This window comes from Pontibacter chitinilyticus, from assembly GCF_039748935.1.
GTDB classification, from domain to species: Bacteria; Bacteroidota; Bacteroidia; order Cytophagales; family Hymenobacteraceae; genus Pontibacter; species Pontibacter chitinilyticus.
In genome coordinates this window covers 44,331-60,918 of sequence record NZ_JBDIZJ010000003.1, presented here as the reverse complement: position 1 = coordinate 60,918, position 16,588 = coordinate 44,331, and the positions used below count along the sequence as shown (strand labels likewise).

Here is a 16,588-nt window from a genome sequence, read left to right as displayed (position 1 = left end):
CAAAACAGGCCGCTGGTGTTTACCAGCGGCCTGTTTTGTTCAACGAAAGCAGCGTAGCTTATACTTCGCTGCGCGGTGTTCTTATACTTCGCAGAATGTCGCTTCCGCCTCTTTCCAAGGTGGTGTTGGCTAATGCTTCACCCAGTTCTTCGGCTGTTACGGTAGGGCCGGCAAGTGTTTCCTGCAACAGCGTTTCTCCGTCCAGGCTCACGATGCCGCCGGTAATGCTGACGCCGGTTCCTGTCAGTTTTGCCAGTGCGAAGGTTGGAATGCTGCAGCCACCTTCCATGGTACGCAGAAAGGCACGTTCGGCTAGCAGGCAAATGTGGGTTTCAGTATGGTTCAGCGCTTGTTTCAGCCCTTTCTTCAGGTCCGGGTTCAGGTTTTTGGCGCACTCTATGGCCACACTGCCTTGCCCGGCAGCCGGCACAAACTCGTCTTCCGGAAACGTATGCACGATCAGGTGGTCGTAGCCCATGCGCACTACGCCGGCGTAGGCCAGCATCAGCGCATCAAACTGTCCTTCCTCCAGCTTGCGCAGGCGCGTCTGCAGGTTACCCCGCGACTCAGCCGTTATAACATTTGGGTAGTGGCGCTTCAGCAGTGCTCTGCGGCGGGTGGAGGAGGTGCCGATCAGGGCGTTGCTATCGCGGGTGAGCTTGAAGTCCGGGTTAAATGATAAAAGCACGTCATTCACTTTCTCCCGCTCCATAAAAGCAATCAGCTGCAGGTCTGAGGGGATGGTTGATTGGACATCCTTGGCGCTGTGCACGGCAATATCAATCGTTTCCTCCCGTAATCCTACCTCTAATTCCTCCGTAAATACGCCTTTCGAGCCGATCTTTGCCAGCGATTTATCCAGCACCTGATCACCTTTTGTACTGATAATGACCAGCTCTGTTTTATACCCGGCCGTCTGCAGTTTGTCGGCTACGGCCTCTGCCTGCCACAAAGCCAGCTTGCTGCCACGGGTACCAATGCGGATACTTTTATCTTTTAAGCTTATGTTCTGTTGCATGAAATTTCTGTTTAACCTGTTGAATCGTTACAAGCTTAATGATTAGGAACCATCCACCGAGCAACAATCAACAATTTCAATTTGTGCCGCGCAAATAGCCGGCTATCTGTATAGAACTATCAACAAATACCATCTTCGGGTTAGCATTCCGTTCGATGTGGTAGTGCGCCTGGTTCAACTCTTCGGCCAGCTGCCCGGCATTGGCATCCGTAATCACCTTCGAGAACTTCTGCACAAAGTCCAGTTCGGCAGGCGGCAAAAACGTGATGAGTGCGGCATCGACGCCATACAGCATCACTTTGCGGAACAGGTTGAGCGCGTAAAGCAGGAAGTTTTTCTGATTCTCACGCCCCAGCGTCTGGAACTTCTCGCTCATGTCGATTACCTCACCAAACTTATAACTATAGCAGTAACGCATCCATTCCAGGAAGAACGTAAAATAATCGCTGCTGATCTCGGACGTGAGTTTGGCAGCGGCATTCAGGTTGCCCTCGGCCAGTTGCGCGATCTGGTACGCGGCGTCTTCATCGGTTTTGTAGGTTTGCTGCAAATATAACATCACCTCCTGCTCCGTAAAGCTCCGCACCTGCACGATCTGCGTGCGCGAGGTAATGGTCGCCAGCAGCTTTTCCGCCGATTGTGACACCAGCAGGAACAGCGTTTTAGCGGGCGGCTCTTCCAGCAACTTCAGCAGGGCGTTGGCGGCGGCAGGGTGCATCAGTTCAGGCAGCCACACGACTACGATCTTGTAATCGCCCTCAAAGGCCTTCAGCGACACCAGCTTCACCAGTTGACGGCTTTCTTCTTTTGAGATCATCCCCTGCTTGTTCTCTGCGCCAATGTACTGCATCCATTCGTTTAGGCCTTGGTAGGGGCTGGCAAGTATAAACTCGCGCCACTCGCCCAAAAATTTCTGGCTCAACGCCTCCTTGCTCACCGACTTGGTGGTGGTTACCGGCAGCACGAAGTTAAAATCCGGGTGCACCAACCGGTTCATTTTCACGCAGCTATTGCATGTTCCACATGAATCATCCGCTTGCTTGTCTTCGCAGTTGATGTATGTAGCATAGGCCAGCGCCAGCGCCAGGTTCGCGCTCCCATCCTGCCCCAGAAACAGCTGCGCGTGCGCCACATGGTTCTGCTGCACCGACTTTAGCAGCAGCTGTTTGGTTTCGTGGTGACCGATGATCTGAGAGAACTGCACTTGGTTGAATTAGGAATAACCGATTGTTGAATAATTGAATACTTTTTAACTATTTAAGGTCTACACCGATGCAGATTATGCCAGCAAACGCTTTACAGGGCAGCTATAGTAAAAACAGCAGCACGGAAGCGGGTTATTTTACCTACTGTCTCCATTCTTAAGCGGGTGCCGGAAAAGCACGCTGCTAAAAAGTATGGCAAACAGCGAATAGACAGCTCCTGCCACCCACAAACTTGTGAAACCGGGGTTAGCAACAGCTCCTTTTAGGAGCGCAAGTCCGCCAACAACAAAATGGGTAACGTTGGCTATGGCAACAGGCCGGCTATATATACCACCTATAAGATTTCCTTTAGCCATCCAATTGAGCATGGCAAAAGCAAAGTATAGCGCTCCTAAAACCTGAAGTATAAGCGGCAGCAAAGCTGTCGGGCTTACATCAAAATAGCCCAGTATTTCATCAGGCAGAAAAGTCAGGCCTATTCCTGTTAAGGCCATTACTCCCGCACTGGCGCTCATTAACAGTTTTGTGCGCATCTTATTTCTTTCAGCAATGTAAGCATTATGCCCTTTAATAATTAACTTTTCTCCCAGACCCTGTACTGCTGTGTCTGCTCAAATATGGTGGCCAGGATATCTTTCTCCATCGTGTTGAAAGCGATCTGGCGGCGCTCCATTACTTTTTCGGCCACCTCGTATACTTTGCGCAACTGGTACGTTTCGAAGCCTGCATTGCCGCCCCAGCTAAACGAAGGTATAAAGTTACGCGGAAATCCAGACCCGAAAATGTTGGCGCTCACGCCTACCACGGTGCCCGTATTAAACATGGTGTTGATGCCGCACTTGCTGTGGTCGCCCATGATGAGGCCGCAGAACTGGCGCCCGGTGCTTTTAAAGCCGCCTTTGGCATAGTTCCATATCTTCACCTCGGCATAGTTGTTCTTCAGGTTAGAGGTGTTGGTGTCGGCTCCTAAGTTGCACCACTCGCCCAGCACCGAGTTGCCCAGAAAACCTTCGTGCCCTTTGCCAGAGTAGCCGAAGATAACGGAATTGCTTACCTCTCCTCCTATTTTGCAGAAAGGACCGATGGTGGTATCAGGGCGCATTTTGCCTCCCATGTTTATCACAGACCCTTCGCCGAGCGCAAAAGGTCCTTTTATCAGCGCGCCTTCCTGCACTTCTGCATCCCGGCCGATGTAGATCGGCCCGTTCTCAGCGTTCAGCACAGCCGCCCGTATCTTCGCTCCTTCTTCTATAAAGATATTTTCTTCGCCATACACCGCCGTATACTTGTCGTTAACCGGCTGGCTCTGCCGTCCTTTCGTGATCAGCGCAAAGTCGCTGCGGATCTGCGCTCCGTTTTGCACAAAAATATCCCATACATCCCGCACCATAGTGCAGCTGTCGCATGTATAGTTTTTAGCGGTAGTTTGCAGCGCCAGATGGGTGATGTCATGCAGTTCCAGGTTGTCGCCGTTCACAGCAACAAGCATCTCCTGGTAAAAAAGCGCTTCGCCCAGCTTCAGGTTACGGATAGCGGCAACCAGCTGCTCGTCGGGGCACACGGCGCCGTTGATGTAGAGGGCATGCGTGCCATAGTCTACCGGAAACTTTTGCTGCAGGTAAGGCTGCGTCAGGCAGAAAACAGCTTCGCCCATCCACTGGCGCCACTTCTCCGAAATGGTAAGAATGCCTATGCGGATTTCGGCCACAGGACGGGTAAAGGTCAGGGGCAACAGGTTTTGCCGGATGCCTGGCTCATCGAAGAGGATAATGTTCATAAAGGCAAAAATAAAAAAGTCTCCCTGAACATATCAGGAAGACCTCTTTTTTGAAACGTTTTAACCGGAAAAACCGCTTATTTCTTTTGGTAACGCTGCTTGAATTTATCAATACGGCCTGCTGTATCCACGAACAGGTTTTTGCCTGTGTAGAAAGGATGTGAAGCAGAAGAAACCTCTACCTTGATCACCGGGTATTCTTTGCCGTCTTCCATGGTAATCGTCTCATCAGAGGTCATTGTAGAACGGGTGATGAATTTGTAATCACTGGAAGTATCCTGGAAAACCACCTCTCTGTACTCTGGGTGAATGCCTTGTTTCATTAGTATAAACGTTAAATAACCTTAATTTCTCTTTCGGACTGCAAATTTAATAATACTTTTGGAAAGTAAAACGCTAAGCACCAAATTATTTTACGGTTTTATGCTGCCAGCCGATAAGAATATCTTCTTAAATTTGCCTTACCACCAGCGGCACACGCCCTCTCTTGTATGACGACACCACACCACCAGAACCGGATATTAGACAAGACCCAGATCGATCAGAAGATCATACGCATGGCGTACGAGCTCTACGAGCACAATGTGGAGGAGCAGGAGCTCGTGCTGGCCGGCATCCAGCCGAACGGGTATACGCTGGCCCAGCGGCTGGCCGCGCAGCTTGAGCAGATCTCCCCGATAAAGGTGCAGCTGCTGGCTATGACCGTAGACAAAGCCGCGCCGCAGACAGTGCCGGTGGAACTGGCGCCCACGCAAACGACGCTGGAGGATAAGGTAGTGGTGGTGGTGGACGACGTGCTGAACACCGGCAAAACGCTGGCTTATACGTTAAACGCGCTGCTGCAGCACAGCCCGCGCAGGCTGGAGGTGGCCACGCTGGTAAACCGGCACCACACGCATTACCCGATTGCAGCCACTTACACCGGCTTTTCGCTGGCCACCACCATGCGCGAGCACGTGCAGGTGGTGCTGACCGAGGAGGAAGCTGGCGCTTACCTGCTGTAAATTTAATGGTTAAACGGTTATGCCAACAAGCAAGTATAAAGTAGCATTATACTGAAGTATAAAAAGTAAGTGCAAGGACTGAATTATTTTGAAGTATAACCAGGAACTGTCATACTGAAAGGTGAAAACATACTTGAGCCGATTGCCGTCCTTATACTTATAAAGCAATCCTTTACTGCACTCGTCTAAATCCGAACAACGATCCATGGAACAGCTTTGCTTTGCCACTAATAACAAACATAAACTGGCTGAAGTAAGCCGCATGCTGGAAGGCAAGTATAAATTGCTTAGCCTGCAGGACATTGGTTGCGAGGAGGAACTGCCCGAAGAGCAGGACACACTGGAGGGCAACTCGCACCAGAAAGCAGCTTATGTATGGGACAACTATAACGTGAGCTGCTTTGCCGATGACACCGGCCTAGAGGTGGAAGCGCTGGCCGGCGCACCGGGCGTATACTCTGCCCGCTATGCCGGTTCGCAACGTTCCGATACCGACAATATTAACCTGCTGCTACACAACCTTAGCAGCAAGCCTAACCGCAACGCTCGTTTCCGCACCAGCATTACGCTGCTGCTGAACGGGGAGGAGCACCAGTTTGAAGGCATTGTAAACGGCGCCATCACCTCTTCCTGGCAGGGCAACAAAGGGTTTGGCTACGACCCTGTTTTTGTACCGGAAGGCTATGCGCAGACATTCGCAGAGATGAGCGCTGACGAGAAAAACGCGATCAGCCACCGCGGCCGCGCCATCCGGAAACTGGCAGACTTTCTGAAAGCCCGGTAACATCAGGCTAAATTTATTCCATATCGCTGCGGTCTTACGGCTTAATCCTCTAATTTTGTAGCCTGAAACCATAGCTCCCCATGCCAAAGCCATTTATCGTCGGAATTACAGGAGGCAGTGCTTCAGGAAAAACTACTTTTTTGAACAGGCTGCTTCATGCGTTCGCCCCGGAAGACGTTTGCCTGATCTCGCAGGACAATTATTACAAAGCGCGTGAGCATCAGATCAAAGATCTGAACGGCATTGTGAACTTCGACCTGCCCTCCTGCATCGACGACGAAGCCTATGCGCACGACCTGCTGCGCGTGAGCCAGGGCGAAACCATTTACCGTACCGAGTATACATTCAACAACCCGAACGTAGAGCCCCGGCAGCTGGCGTTCCGGCCGGCACCTATTGTGGTGGTAGAAGGTATTTTCGTGTTTTACTTCGAGGAGATTGCCAGGCTGCTGGACCTGAAAGTATACATCGACGCCAAAGAATACATCAAACTACAGCGCCGCATTGTGCGTGATAAAGTAGAGCGCGGCTACGACCTGGATGATGTGCTGTACCGCTACACCAACCATGTGGCCCCTACTTACGAAAAGTATATCAAGCCGTATAAGAACGACGCGGATATCGTGATCCCTAACAACAACAACTTTGAGCGGGGGCTGGAGGTACTAACAACTTACCTGAACACAAAAATACAACGCTAGAAGTATGAGGCACAAATTTGCGGTTATCGGACTGGGTGTATTCGGCAATTCAATTGCCCGTACGCTCGCAGAACGCGGTGCCGAGGTGCTGGCCATCGACAACGACCAGGAGCACGTAGAAGCGATCAAAGACGAGGTTGCCTACGCCGTAGCCCTGGACTCTACGGACATACGCGCCCTGGAAGCTCAGAACGTGCAAGACATGGATGCGGTGGTAGTGGCGATTGGTGAAGACTTTGAGGCACTCCTTATTACGGCAGCCAACCTGCAGGAACTCAACATCAAGCGCGTTATTACGCGTGCCTCAAACAAGCAGCAGCGCCGCATACTTGAGAAAATGGGCGTGCAGGAGATCCTCTCGCCCGAAGGAGAAGTAGGTAAAACCGTAGCCGAACGCCTGCTACAACCCAGCATACGCACCTTCCTGCCGCTGCCTGACAACTACGAGATCGTGGAGATCAACACCCCGCGTGCCATTGCCAACAAGAGCCTTTCCAGGATCTTGCTCCGGGAGAAGTATAACATCAATATGATCACCATCAAGCGCTCTTTTGAAGAAATTCAGGACGGGAAGCCCACCCAGGTAGAGCATATTATAGGCGTACCAAAGCCTGACACCATCATATATCCTTCTGACATCCTGATACTTATTGGCAAAAAGCAGGATATCAAGCGCTTTATCGATATTAACCGTTAGAGATTTCTTTTTTTAAAGAAAAAGGCATTACATTTGTGATTAAACATGCCGTCCGCTAAAAACATATCCTGCTACTTCAGACATCTGTTGGTGTCGCTGACGCTGCTTTGGGCGCTGATGCTCAACGGGCATGAAGTAGTAGCGTATAGCGTGGCGCACCCTGCCACGGCAGAACAGACGGCAGATTCGCAGCTGGGCACTGTGCCCAAAAACGAGAAGAAAACAGTTGTCAAACAGACAGTATCGCTGGAGGCAACTACTTCTTTTATAGCTCTTAACCTGCAGCAGGCGCTAAAGCCACTGTTGCTGCCGGATTTTGCTGCCCCCACAGATGAAGCCTTGCCCGCCAGCTTTGCAATTACGGCCGGTGCCAGCTTTGTGGCGCAGCTTTTCCCCGTAACCATACAGCCCAACGCCCCTTAGGCTGTTTCCGCTATTCCCCTTTACCTCTTTAATTTTTACCCTGCGCGATAAAAATATGGCATCGCCGGAACGCCTTAGGCCCTGTTTAGAGTTGCCTTAAGGAAAGGGTATACTTCTGTTGTAATAACTTTATACTTTATACATTTTATTAACCAAAATGCGGAACAAAACCATCATCATTATCATGACAGTGATTGTATCGGCGCTCTGCCTGTACTACCTGTCGCTTTCGTTTGTGGCCCGCAGCGTGCAGAAAGACGCTGAAGCTTATGCCTCCAACGCACAAGGCATTGTAGACCCTGCCAAAAAAGAAAGTTACATCGACTCCGTATGGAAAGAGCCGGTGTTTTTGGGCATGACGTACCAGGATGTAACCGAGAAGCAGCTGGGACTGGGCCTCGACCTGAAAGGCGGCATGCACGTGGTATTAGAGGTTTCTCCGGTAGAGATCATCAAATCCATGTCGGGCAACAGCAAGGACCCGAACTTCCTGAAAGCACTGGCACGTGCACAAGACATGCAAAAGAGCAGCCAGGAGAGCTTTACCACACTGTTTGGCGAAGCATACCGCCAGATCGAGCCAAATGGCAAGTTGAGCCGTATCTTCTCGAATACTGCTAACCGCGGCAAGATCAGCTATGAGTCCAGCAACGATGAGGTGATCGCGGTAATCGACAAAGAAGTGGAAGACGCTATCGACCGCTCTTTCAACATTCTGCGTACCCGTATCGATAAATTTGGTGTGAATCAGCCGAACATACAGCGCCTGAAAGGCTCCGGCCGCATTCAGATCGAGTTGCCAGGCATTCAGAACCCTGACCGCGTGCGCAAGCTGTTGCAGGGCATGGCCAACCTGGAGTTCTGGGAAGTGTGGTCGCCGCAGGAGTATAGCCCATACTTCATGCAGCTAAACGAATACCTGAACAAAGAGCAGAAAGCCGGCAACCTGAACCTGGCATCCGGCACGCCTGCTGCTGCCACGAAAACCAACGGTGCCGACGCACTGTCTGCCGCTGCTGCTCAACCTGACAGCGCTGCCGGAGACGTACTGGCGCAGGCTGCTGCAGGCGGTGACTCTGCCGCTGTTGCTGCCGTTACACCAAAGAAAGATTCTACTGCGACACTCGACTCGCTTCAGAATGCCAATACGGGTGTGCTGGCAAGCCTGTTCACGCAAATGCCCGGCGGCTTAGGTGCCAACGTGCGCGACACAGCGAAGATCAATGACATTTTCGAACGTGCGGAAGTACGTTCTATCTTCCCTCCTAACATGAAGTTCCTGTGGAGCGTGAAGCCGATTACCGGCGAGAACAACCAGCAGTTTGTGGAGTTCTATGCCATTAAGAAAGGCCGTGGCGGCAAAGCTCCGATGGGTGGCGATGTGATCAACGATGCCCGCCAGGACTATGACCAGAACGGCCGTCCGGAAATTACAATGACCATGAGCCCGACAGGTGCCAAGAAATGGGCACGTCTGACTGGTGAGAACGTAGGCCGCCAGGTAGCGATCGTGCTCGACAACTATGTATACTCTGCACCGGTTGTGCAGGGCGAGATTACCGGTGGTAGCTCTTCTATTACAGGTAACTTCACCATCGAAGAAGCACAGGACCTTGCCAACATCCTGAAGGCTGGTAAAATGCCAGCGCCTACACGTATTGTGGAAGAGGCTGTAGTAGGTCCTTCACTCGGTCAGGAGTCTATCAACCAAGGCCTGATCTCAACACTGGCTGGCTTCCTGCTGGTCGTAATCTTTATGGTGGCTTACTACAGCCGCGGCGGATTTATTGCTGACCTGGCCCTGCTGTTCAACGTATTCTTTATCCTGGGTGTGCTGGCGCAGTTTGGTGCCGCCCTTACGCTGCCTGGTATCGCCGGTATCGTACTCACGTTGGGTATGGCCGTGGATGCGAACGTACTGATCTTTGAACGTATGCGAGAGGAAGCTGCTAAAGGCTTAAGCATGCGCGAAGTGATTAACAAAGGCTATGACCATGCGTTCATGACCATTTTCGATGCCAACGTGACCACCTTCCTGGTAGGTTTCATCCTGTACTTCTTCGGTTCCGGTCCGGTAAAAGGCTTTGCCATCACCTTGATGATCGGTATCGTGACCTCTTTCTTTACAGCTGTGTATATTTCCCGACTGTTTATTGAGGCAACGTTCAAGAACGGTAAAAAACTGTCGTTCTCCACTGCTCTGGCAGATAATATGTTCCGCAACATCAAATTTGACGTGCTGAAATGGAGAAAGCCAGCCTATATCTTCTCCACTACGATTATTGTGCTAGGCTTTGTAGCCATGGCCATAAAAGGCGGTCCTAACTTTGGTGTGGACTTTACCGGTGGCCGCTCCTACGTGGTAGGTTTTGATCAGGCTGTTCCGGCTACGGGCGTGCGTTCTGCATTGGTAGACGATTTCAAGAACGAAGGCACAGAGGTGAAAACCTTTGGCGCTGCTAACCGATTAAAAGTTACTACAAGCTGGTTGGCAAATGATGAGAGCATCGAGGCTGACGAGCAGGTAAAAACAGCGCTGATGACCGGCTTGCAGCAGTACAGTAACATGCATCCGCAGGTTCTGAGCTCCTCTAAAGTAGGCGCCAGTATTGCCGACGACATTCAGAACACAGCTTTAATTGCCTTATTCCTGGCTTTGGTAGGCATCTTTATTTACGTAATGATTCGTTTCCGCAAGTGGCAGTTCAGTTTAGGCGGTGTAGTAGCTTTGCTGCACGACGCGCTGATGATCATTGCAATCTTCTCTATCTGCGATCTATTTGGTTTATCTTTTGAAATTGACCAGGTGTTTATTGCGGCCGTGCTTACGATCATCGGTTTCTCCATCAACGATACCGTGGTGATCTTCGACCGTATCCGCGAGTATATGCACGACAACCCACGCCTGCGCGTGCGCGATGTGGTAAACCCGGCCCTGATCAGTACCTTCAGCCGTACCATTATTACCTCTTCTACCGTGTTCCTGGTGGTGCTGGTACTGTTCATCTTCGGTGGTGAAGTGCTGCGCGGCTTCTCGTTCGCGATGCTGATTGGTGTGGTATTCGGTACCTATTCTTCCCTGTTCATCGCTTCTCCGATTGTGGTAGATACCGTGAAAGACGAAGAAACAGCGCCTGTTGCCAGTGCCAAAGTAGCGCACCGCGCATAAGCCAGTTTTAAAATAAAAACAAAGAAGCCCGGGGCACTTGCTCCGGGCTTCTTTGTTTTTAAGTATAGGCAAACCTACTTTCCAATTACGCGCCCGCTAGAGTAGCACCAGGTATACTTCCTTTTTCATCGAGGTAGTAAGTGGCAGCGTTTGCCGCAAATACCCCTCAGAATGTCTTAATTACACCGCCTGAAAGTCCGGTTAATATGTTTTATTTGTTTAACTAAAACGCTGAAGATATGGCAACTGCTAAAACAACCAAAATCATTTACTGGGCATCAACAGGAATCATCTTCCTTTTTGAAGGCGTGATGCCGGCCTTAACATCTCAAACAGATCTTGCCGTGGAAGGCATCAGGCACTTGGGATACCCGGATTATTTTCGGGTGATGCTGACTGTTTTTAAAGTGGTGGGCGCTTTGGCTTTGATCTTCCCTTTTGTGAAAGGGCGGTACAAGGAGTGGGCATATGCCGGTTTCGGTATTACGATGATTTCCGCCTTTATTAGCCATGGGATGGTTGATGGCTTTAACGGGCAGACATTCTTTCCGCTATTCGTATTTGCCATTCTTGTTGTCTCCTATCTTTATTATCACAAGCTTCAGAAACTGCCCCTCCATACGCAGCAGCATTCCATACAACGTCCTTACGCTGTGTCGGGCCTGCAGCCATAATAGCATCACAAAAGAGGCAGCCATACTTGGAGCGTACCTAAACAGAAAAGTTCAGCAAGTATGATTAAGCCGAAAGGGAAACATCATACTTAACTGCAGAAAGCTTGTAAGACGATTATAAAGCAATAACCAAGTATAAAACAGAAAGGCCGGCGTTTATAGCGCCGGCCTTTCTGTTTTATACTATGTATTCAGCTTAGATGGTCACACCGTCGGCTACTACTTCAGTTACTTCCGGCACCATGCGCTTGAGCAGGTTCTCGATACCGGCTTTCAGGGTAACTGTAGCAGAAGGACAGCCACTGCAAGAGCCCTGCAAGTATACTGTTACCACGCCGTCCTTGTATGATTTGAAGGTGATGTTACCACCGTCCTGCTCTACGGCTGGGCGTACATAATTGTCCAGCAGGTCGATCACTTTTTTAGATATGTCAGAATCTTCTCCGGAGGTTTCGCCGTTTGCTTCTGCTACTTCCTGCTTCGCTACTTTAAAGCCTTCGTTAAACGCCGGACCGCCTGCTTCGATGTAGGACTTTAGAAAAGTACGAAGCTCCGGGATCAGCTTCACCCAGTCGATGCTGCTGCTCTTGGTTACGGTAACAAAGTTGCTGGCAATGAACACCCGCGAAACATAGTCGAAGTTGAACAGTTCCTGCGCCAGCGGTGAGTCCAGGGCGCTCTCCAGCGTCGGGTAGTCCACACTCTGGCCCTCTGGCAGCAGTGTTACGTTCATTACAAACTTCATGGACTCAGGGTTGGGATTGGCTTCAGCATATACCGAAACCACTTTTTCTTTATTGTCTATCATCGGATGTGTCTATTTTAGTTTAAAACTTTTTGCTTTGTCTTAAAGTTTCCAAAATTAGTCAATATTTCTGATTTGCAAACTAACACAGAGTTGTGCGGCGCCAGCTGGGTTACACGCCGGGTGGTATAAACTACCCCGAAGCATAGCTATTTAGCCCAGATAATGTAACTTTGCGCTGCAGTACATCATTTTATCCTGACGTAAGATTGCTCCTGAACATGCTAAACAACCTCCTGCTGATGGCGGAAACAGAACACGCCGTTCCTGCTTTTTTAGTTATCCCCTTCCTGATTCTTATCGGATTGATAGCAAGTGGTCCGGTGCTATTCGGCCATTTCTGGGAGCATAATTATAAGAAAATAGCCATTACCTTAGGCTTAACGGTGCTGGCCTATTATGTATTTGTGCTGCAGGACCACCACATGCCGGTGCATACCTTATTTGAGTATTTATCGTTTGCCGTACTGCTGAGTTCCCTCTACATTGCTGCCGGAGGCATCTACATTAACATCAACGCCAATGCTACTCCGCTGATGAACGTGGGCATGGTGGTGCTGGGAGCTGTACTCGCCAACTTAGTAGGCACTACGGGGGCATCCCTGTTGCTCATCCGGCCATTTATCCGCCTGAATGTGCACCGCATCAAACCCTACCAGATCATCTTCTTTATCTTTATCGTAAGTAATGCCGGTGGTTTGCTCACGCCCATGGGAGATCCGCCGCTGTTTATCGGTTTCCTGAAAGGCGTTCCGTTCTTCTGGACGCTGCAGCACCTGTTCTTCCCCTGGGTTTTTGCTATTGGCCTGCTGAGCCTTATCTTTTATATCATCGACAGCCGCAACAAAGAGTCGGACTTTACGCCGGATCCGGCCATAGTAGCCCGAAATAATGAGAAGACGGAGTTTTACATCAGCGGCAAACGAAACCTGTTCTGGCTGGCCATCATCATAGGCGCCATTTTCCTGGACCCGAACGTAATAGACGGCCTGCCGCATATTGCTTATGATGGCAGCAGGTTCTCTTTCCTGCGGGAGGTGATTCAGTTAGGCGCTGCTTTCATGTGCTACCGCTTTTCAAGCAAAACAGCACTGGCAGGCAATAAATTCAGCTTTCATCCTATTCTGGAAGTGGTGTTCCTGTTCTTCGGCATTTTCTTTACTATGATGCCGGCCCTGCAACTTTCTGCTTCTATTGCCTCTTCACCAGAATATGCAGGCTTTATAACACCAAACTTCCTTTACTGGGCCACCGGCTCCCTGTCCGGCTTCCTGGACAATGCGCCTACCTATGCCAACTTCCTGTCGCTGGGGATGGCCAAGTATAACATGGCACAGAACAGCATTGTAGAGGTGCGTCAGTTTGCCACCGGCACAGGTGCTGTAGGGCACACGACCGTCTTGTTGGAAGCTATTTCGCTGGCATCGGTGCTCTTCGGTGCGTTTACTTACATTGGCAACGGCCCTAACTTTATGGTGAAAGCCATTGCCGAGAGCGCTGGGATTAAGATGCCGTCTTTCTTCGCTTACGTGCTGCGCTACTCCATTCCTTTCCTGCTGCCGGCCCTGCTCATTATCTGGTTCCTGGTGGTACACCTGGAGCTGTTCTAAGGCTGCGCGTTCAAGTATAAAAAGGAAAGCCGCTTCTGTTGACAGAAGCGGCTTTCCTTTTTATACTTGATCTGGTTTTAGTTAACCTATGGTAGTTTATACTTTGTTTGCCTGCCGGCGCAGCAGGAAGTCGGCCAGCACCAGCGCTGCCATGGCGTCTACAATTGGAACGGCCCGGGGCAGCACACAAGGGTCATGGCGGCCTTTGCCTTTCAGGGTGATCTCTTCGCCGGCATCGTTGATGGTTTGCTGTGGCTGCAGGACGGTGGCAACGGGCTTAAAGGCGACGTTAAAGTAAATGTCCTGCCCATTGCTGATGCCCCCTTGTATACCACCCGAGTTGTTGGTGCGGGTACGGGTGTTCCCTTCCTCGTCGGTATAAAACTGGTCGTTGTGCTCGGTACCGCGCATTTTTACGCCTTCAAAGCCACTGCCATACTCAAAGCCTTTTACGGCATTTATACTTAGCATCGCCTTGCCCAGTTCTGCGTGCAGCTTATCAAAAACAGGTTCGCCCAATCCGGCCGGCACACCTTGCGCCACACAGCTTACTACACCGCCAATCGTATCCAGGCTATCGCGGGCATCTTCGATCAGGCCGATCATGCGGGCAGCGGTTTTGCCGTCGGGGCAACGCACGATGTTGGCATCAATCTGGCTCAGGTCGAGCTCGGTGTAGGGCTGTTGCACCTTTATGCTCCCCACCTGCGATACGTACGCCTGCACCGTAATGCCGTGCTGCTGCAGCAATTTCATGGCGATGGCGCCGGCGGCCACACGGGCTACCGTTTCGCGGGCTGAGCTGCGGCCGCCGCCGCGGTAGTCGCGGGTGCCATACTTGGCCGTATAAGTATAATCGGCATGCGAGGGCCGGAAAGCATGTGCAATATGGCTGTAATCGTGGCTGTGCTGGTCTTTGTTATGTACCACCAGAGTGATCGGCGTGCCCTGGGTTGTCCCTTCGAAAATACCCGAAAGTATCGTCACTTTATCTTCTTCTTTGCGGGGCGTGGTAATGGCAGACTGCCCCGGCCTGCGGCGGTCGAGAGCGTGTTGAATCTCCTCTATACTAATCTCCAGCCCGGCGGGGCATCCGTCCACAATTACACCTACAGCGGGGCCATGCGACTCGCCAAAGGTGGTGATGCGGAATATTGTTCCATAAGAATTACTCATACTTCTATTTCTTTATAAACACAAAGGCTGATACGGCGAGTAGCACCATCAGAATAATGTTGGTGTACCGCTTGATCTGATCAAAGAGGTGCAGGCTTACGAGCGCTGCATCTTCTTTCGGAATGATATTGTAAAATGGCCCCAGGTCCCGCGACAGCTCGAGGGCTTCTTCGTCCTGCAAGCCTGTGATGTGCACTGCCAGCGTCGGCTGCAGGGTGTCATATTGCGCGGTAGCAGGGTTAAAGTAAATCCATTGCAGCGCATTCTTCAGCGTGTAGTTGCCCGGTTCGCGGGGCAGCACCGTATAGCTGAAAGTTTTGGAGCCCACCACGTGCCCGCTGCGCCTGGTAAGGTCCTGCCGCACATCGGCTGGGTAAAAATCAAGGCCCGGCGGCGGTGTAGGTACCGGCGCCATAATAGCAGATAGGTTGCCTTCTCCCTCCACCTGAAACAGGTACGTAAAGCTCTTATTCACCTGCACCGTTTTCCGGGAAAGGCGCTCCTGCAGGTGATAGTCTCCTACTGGTACCACGTCGCGAAGCGGGTGTGGCGGCAGCTCCTTTACCTGCACTACCTGCTCGCGCGAGTAAAATGTTTTGTAGCCTTCCTGTCTGTCTTCGGTGAGCAGGTTCGGAGATTTGGCGATTTTATACTTGAGCATCTGCAGCGTGAGTGCCGGAAAGCGGAGCGACTCTTGGTTAATAGGGTATAGCACCGCCTCATATAACTTAAACCGCAGGTATGGCACTCCTTTTATACTTACCTTTTCCGGTGTGATCTCTGCAAAGTCAAACGTTTCTTCCCAAGCGTTAGGCTGCTTCAACTGCTTCAGAATGCCAGTCATTTGGTTTGCGAAATCATAGAAATCCAGCAGGCGCTGGTCTTCCTCAGCCAGGTAAAAGTAAAGTGTAGCCGTAACGCCCTCCCCCACAAACACTTCTTTTTTACTAGTATAAAGCGTCAGAAAGGCATTGTCCTCCTTATCTATAAACTCGGGCCGGGCTTCCGCTTCTGCATCAGGTGCCACGGGCGCTATCAGGTTGGGCAGGGCCGGCCCCTGCGGCATCGCAGCTGTCATGGGCGTTACCATAATCTTTGTACCTGCCGACTGCACCGTTTGCCCGTTTACTTTCATGGTAAAAGGCTTTAGCTCGTAGGTGCCTTCTTCCAGCGCCGCATAGTTCTGCGTGAGGGTGAGCACAGTAGTAGTAGCACTGCCTGTGATAATGGTTTTGGTAGAAGAAAATTTGCTGCTCTTTTTAAAGCCTTCTATATCCGGAAACGGGCTATACTCTTTCAGCGGCTGGTCTTGCAGCCGGATGGAGACAGTAAAATACTGGTTGATGGGCAAGGGGCTTTTTCCAAGCTCAATGGCTACTTGCTGTGCCCGGGCAGGCAACACAAGCAAAAAGCACAATGAAAGAAGTAGGAAAAGGAGCCGCATAAGTATAGGCCGCTCTGCAGCGGCATTGCATATCAGGTACAACTGGCAATTTACAAATTATAGGCGTGCCGCCATACATGCAGCGGCACTATAAATACTAC

The 16,588-nt window shown here is 50.9% G+C and carries 16 protein-coding genes; 8 read left to right on the top strand and 8 right to left on the bottom strand.

Features of this window, described 5'->3' with window-relative positions; genetic code table 11:
* Nucleotides 1-58: 58 nt before the first annotated feature.
* From hemC to ABDW72_RS06670, 5 genes are all read right to left on the bottom strand, one after another.
* A complete protein-coding gene (gene hemC / locus ABDW72_RS06690; RefSeq protein WP_347157715.1) occupies nt 59-1,018 on the bottom strand; it encodes a hydroxymethylbilane synthase in 960 nt (319 codons plus the stop codon).
* Between the two features lie 76 nt (nt 1,019-1,094).
* Nucleotides 1,095-2,222 carry a DNA polymerase III subunit gene (locus tag ABDW72_RS06685; protein ID WP_347157714.1) on the bottom strand — a complete coding sequence of 376 codons (1,128 nt, stop codon included), beginning with the start codon at nt 2,220-2,222 and terminating at the stop codon, nt 1,095-1,097.
* A 138-nt stretch (nt 2,223-2,360) separates the two neighbouring features.
* Nucleotides 2,361-2,756: a hypothetical protein gene (locus tag ABDW72_RS06680; RefSeq protein ID WP_347157713.1), complete on the bottom strand. Its 396-nt coding sequence runs from the start codon at nt 2,754-2,756 to the stop codon at nt 2,361-2,363.
* 41 nt (nt 2,757-2,797) lie between these two features.
* Nucleotides 2,798-4,000 (bottom strand): GlmU family protein, encoded by a 1,203-nt coding sequence (locus ABDW72_RS06675; protein WP_347157712.1) that lies wholly within the window; start codon nt 3,998-4,000, stop codon nt 2,798-2,800.
* 77 nt (nt 4,001-4,077) lie between these two features.
* A complete protein-coding gene (locus ABDW72_RS06670) occupies nt 4,078-4,323 on the bottom strand; it encodes a type B 50S ribosomal protein L31 (protein WP_347157711.1) in 246 nt (81 codons plus the stop codon).
* 168 nt (nt 4,324-4,491) lie between these two features.
* On the opposite strand from ABDW72_RS06670, the gene ABDW72_RS06665 reads away from it, so the two are divergent.
* From ABDW72_RS06665 to ABDW72_RS06635, 7 genes are all read left to right on the top strand, one after another.
* Nucleotides 4,492-5,004, top strand: coding sequence for a phosphoribosyltransferase family protein (locus tag ABDW72_RS06665; RefSeq protein WP_347157710.1), 513 nt, complete (start codon nt 4,492-4,494; stop codon nt 5,002-5,004).
* 205 nt (nt 5,005-5,209) lie between these two features.
* A complete protein-coding gene (locus ABDW72_RS06660; protein ID WP_347157709.1) occupies nt 5,210-5,788 on the top strand; it encodes a non-canonical purine NTP diphosphatase in 579 nt (192 codons plus the stop codon).
* An 80-nt stretch (nt 5,789-5,868) separates the two neighbouring features.
* A complete protein-coding gene (locus ABDW72_RS06655; protein WP_347157708.1) occupies nt 5,869-6,489 on the top strand; it encodes a uridine kinase family protein in 621 nt (206 codons plus the stop codon).
* Between the two features lie 4 nt (nt 6,490-6,493).
* A complete protein-coding gene (locus ABDW72_RS06650) occupies nt 6,494-7,186 on the top strand; it encodes a potassium channel family protein (protein WP_347157707.1) in 693 nt (230 codons plus the stop codon).
* Nucleotides 7,187-7,231: 45 nt separating this feature from the next.
* A complete protein-coding gene (locus ABDW72_RS06645; protein WP_347157706.1) occupies nt 7,232-7,609 on the top strand; it encodes an RNA methyltransferase in 378 nt (125 codons plus the stop codon).
* A 157-nt stretch (nt 7,610-7,766) separates the two neighbouring features.
* The gene (gene secDF, locus ABDW72_RS06640; protein WP_347157705.1) at nt 7,767-10,778 is read left to right on the top strand and encodes a protein translocase subunit SecDF; all 3,012 of its coding nucleotides are present in this window, start codon (nt 7,767-7,769) and stop codon (nt 10,776-10,778) included.
* 239 nt (nt 10,779-11,017) lie between these two features.
* Nucleotides 11,018-11,452: a DoxX family protein gene (locus ABDW72_RS06635; RefSeq protein ID WP_347157704.1), complete on the top strand. Its 435-nt coding sequence runs from the start codon at nt 11,018-11,020 to the stop codon at nt 11,450-11,452.
* Nucleotides 11,453-11,648: 196 nt separating this feature from the next.
* Here the strand turns inward: ABDW72_RS06635 and ABDW72_RS06630 are convergent, their stop codons facing one another.
* Nucleotides 11,649-12,260 carry a NifU family protein gene (locus ABDW72_RS06630; RefSeq protein ID WP_347157702.1) on the bottom strand — a complete coding sequence of 204 codons (612 nt, stop codon included), beginning with the start codon at nt 12,258-12,260 and terminating at the stop codon, nt 11,649-11,651.
* A 218-nt stretch (nt 12,261-12,478) separates the two neighbouring features.
* Here ABDW72_RS06630 and ABDW72_RS06625 point away from each other — a divergent pair, with 218 nt between their 5' ends.
* Nucleotides 12,479-13,867, top strand: a complete 1,389-nt coding sequence (locus tag ABDW72_RS06625; RefSeq protein ID WP_347157701.1) for a sodium:proton antiporter — start codon at nt 12,479-12,481, stop codon at nt 13,865-13,867.
* Nucleotides 13,868-13,963: 96 nt separating this feature from the next.
* Here ABDW72_RS06625 and aroC read toward each other — a convergent pair whose 3' ends face one another.
* Entirely contained in the window at nt 13,964-15,043 is a 1,080-nt protein-coding gene (gene aroC, locus ABDW72_RS06620) for a chorismate synthase (protein WP_347157700.1), read from the bottom strand.
* 4 nt (nt 15,044-15,047) lie between these two features.
* On the bottom strand, nt 15,048-16,394 hold the full coding sequence (locus ABDW72_RS06615) for a BatD family protein (protein ID WP_347157699.1): 1,347 nt from the start codon (nt 16,392-16,394) through the stop codon (nt 15,048-15,050).
* Between the last annotated feature and the right edge of the window lie 194 nt (nt 16,395-16,588).

Bases quoted from the DNA above. Each gene is read 5' to 3' on its own strand.
- hemC (WP_347157715.1), bottom strand. From the start codon at position 1,018: ATGCAACAGAACATAAGCTTAAAAGATAAAAGTATCCGCATTGGTACC.
- ABDW72_RS06680 (WP_347157713.1), bottom strand. From the start codon at position 2,756: ATGCGCACAAAACTGTTAATGAGCGCCAGTGCGGGAGTAATGGCCTTA.
- ABDW72_RS06675 (WP_347157712.1), bottom strand. From the start codon at position 4,000: ATGAACATTATCCTCTTCGATGAGCCAGGCATCCGGCAAAACCTGTTG.
- ABDW72_RS06670 (WP_347157711.1), bottom strand. From the start codon at position 4,323: ATGAAACAAGGCATTCACCCAGAGTACAGAGAGGTGGTTTTCCAGGAT.
- ABDW72_RS06665 (WP_347157710.1), top strand. From the start codon at position 4,492: ATGACGACACCACACCACCAGAACCGGATATTAGACAAGACCCAGATC.
- ABDW72_RS06660 (WP_347157709.1), top strand. From the start codon at position 5,210: ATGGAACAGCTTTGCTTTGCCACTAATAACAAACATAAACTGGCTGAA.
- ABDW72_RS06655 (WP_347157708.1), top strand. From the start codon at position 5,869: ATGCCAAAGCCATTTATCGTCGGAATTACAGGAGGCAGTGCTTCAGGA.
- ABDW72_RS06650 (WP_347157707.1), top strand. From the start codon at position 6,494: ATGAGGCACAAATTTGCGGTTATCGGACTGGGTGTATTCGGCAATTCA.
- ABDW72_RS06645 (WP_347157706.1), top strand. From the start codon at position 7,232: ATGCCGTCCGCTAAAAACATATCCTGCTACTTCAGACATCTGTTGGTG.
- secDF (WP_347157705.1), top strand. From the start codon at position 7,767: ATGCGGAACAAAACCATCATCATTATCATGACAGTGATTGTATCGGCG.
- ABDW72_RS06635 (WP_347157704.1), top strand. From the start codon at position 11,018: ATGGCAACTGCTAAAACAACCAAAATCATTTACTGGGCATCAACAGGA.
- ABDW72_RS06630 (WP_347157702.1), bottom strand. From the start codon at position 12,260: ATGATAGACAATAAAGAAAAAGTGGTTTCGGTATATGCTGAAGCCAAT.
- ABDW72_RS06625 (WP_347157701.1), top strand. From the start codon at position 12,479: ATGCTAAACAACCTCCTGCTGATGGCGGAAACAGAACACGCCGTTCCT.
- aroC (WP_347157700.1), bottom strand. From the start codon at position 15,043: ATGAGTAATTCTTATGGAACAATATTCCGCATCACCACCTTTGGCGAG.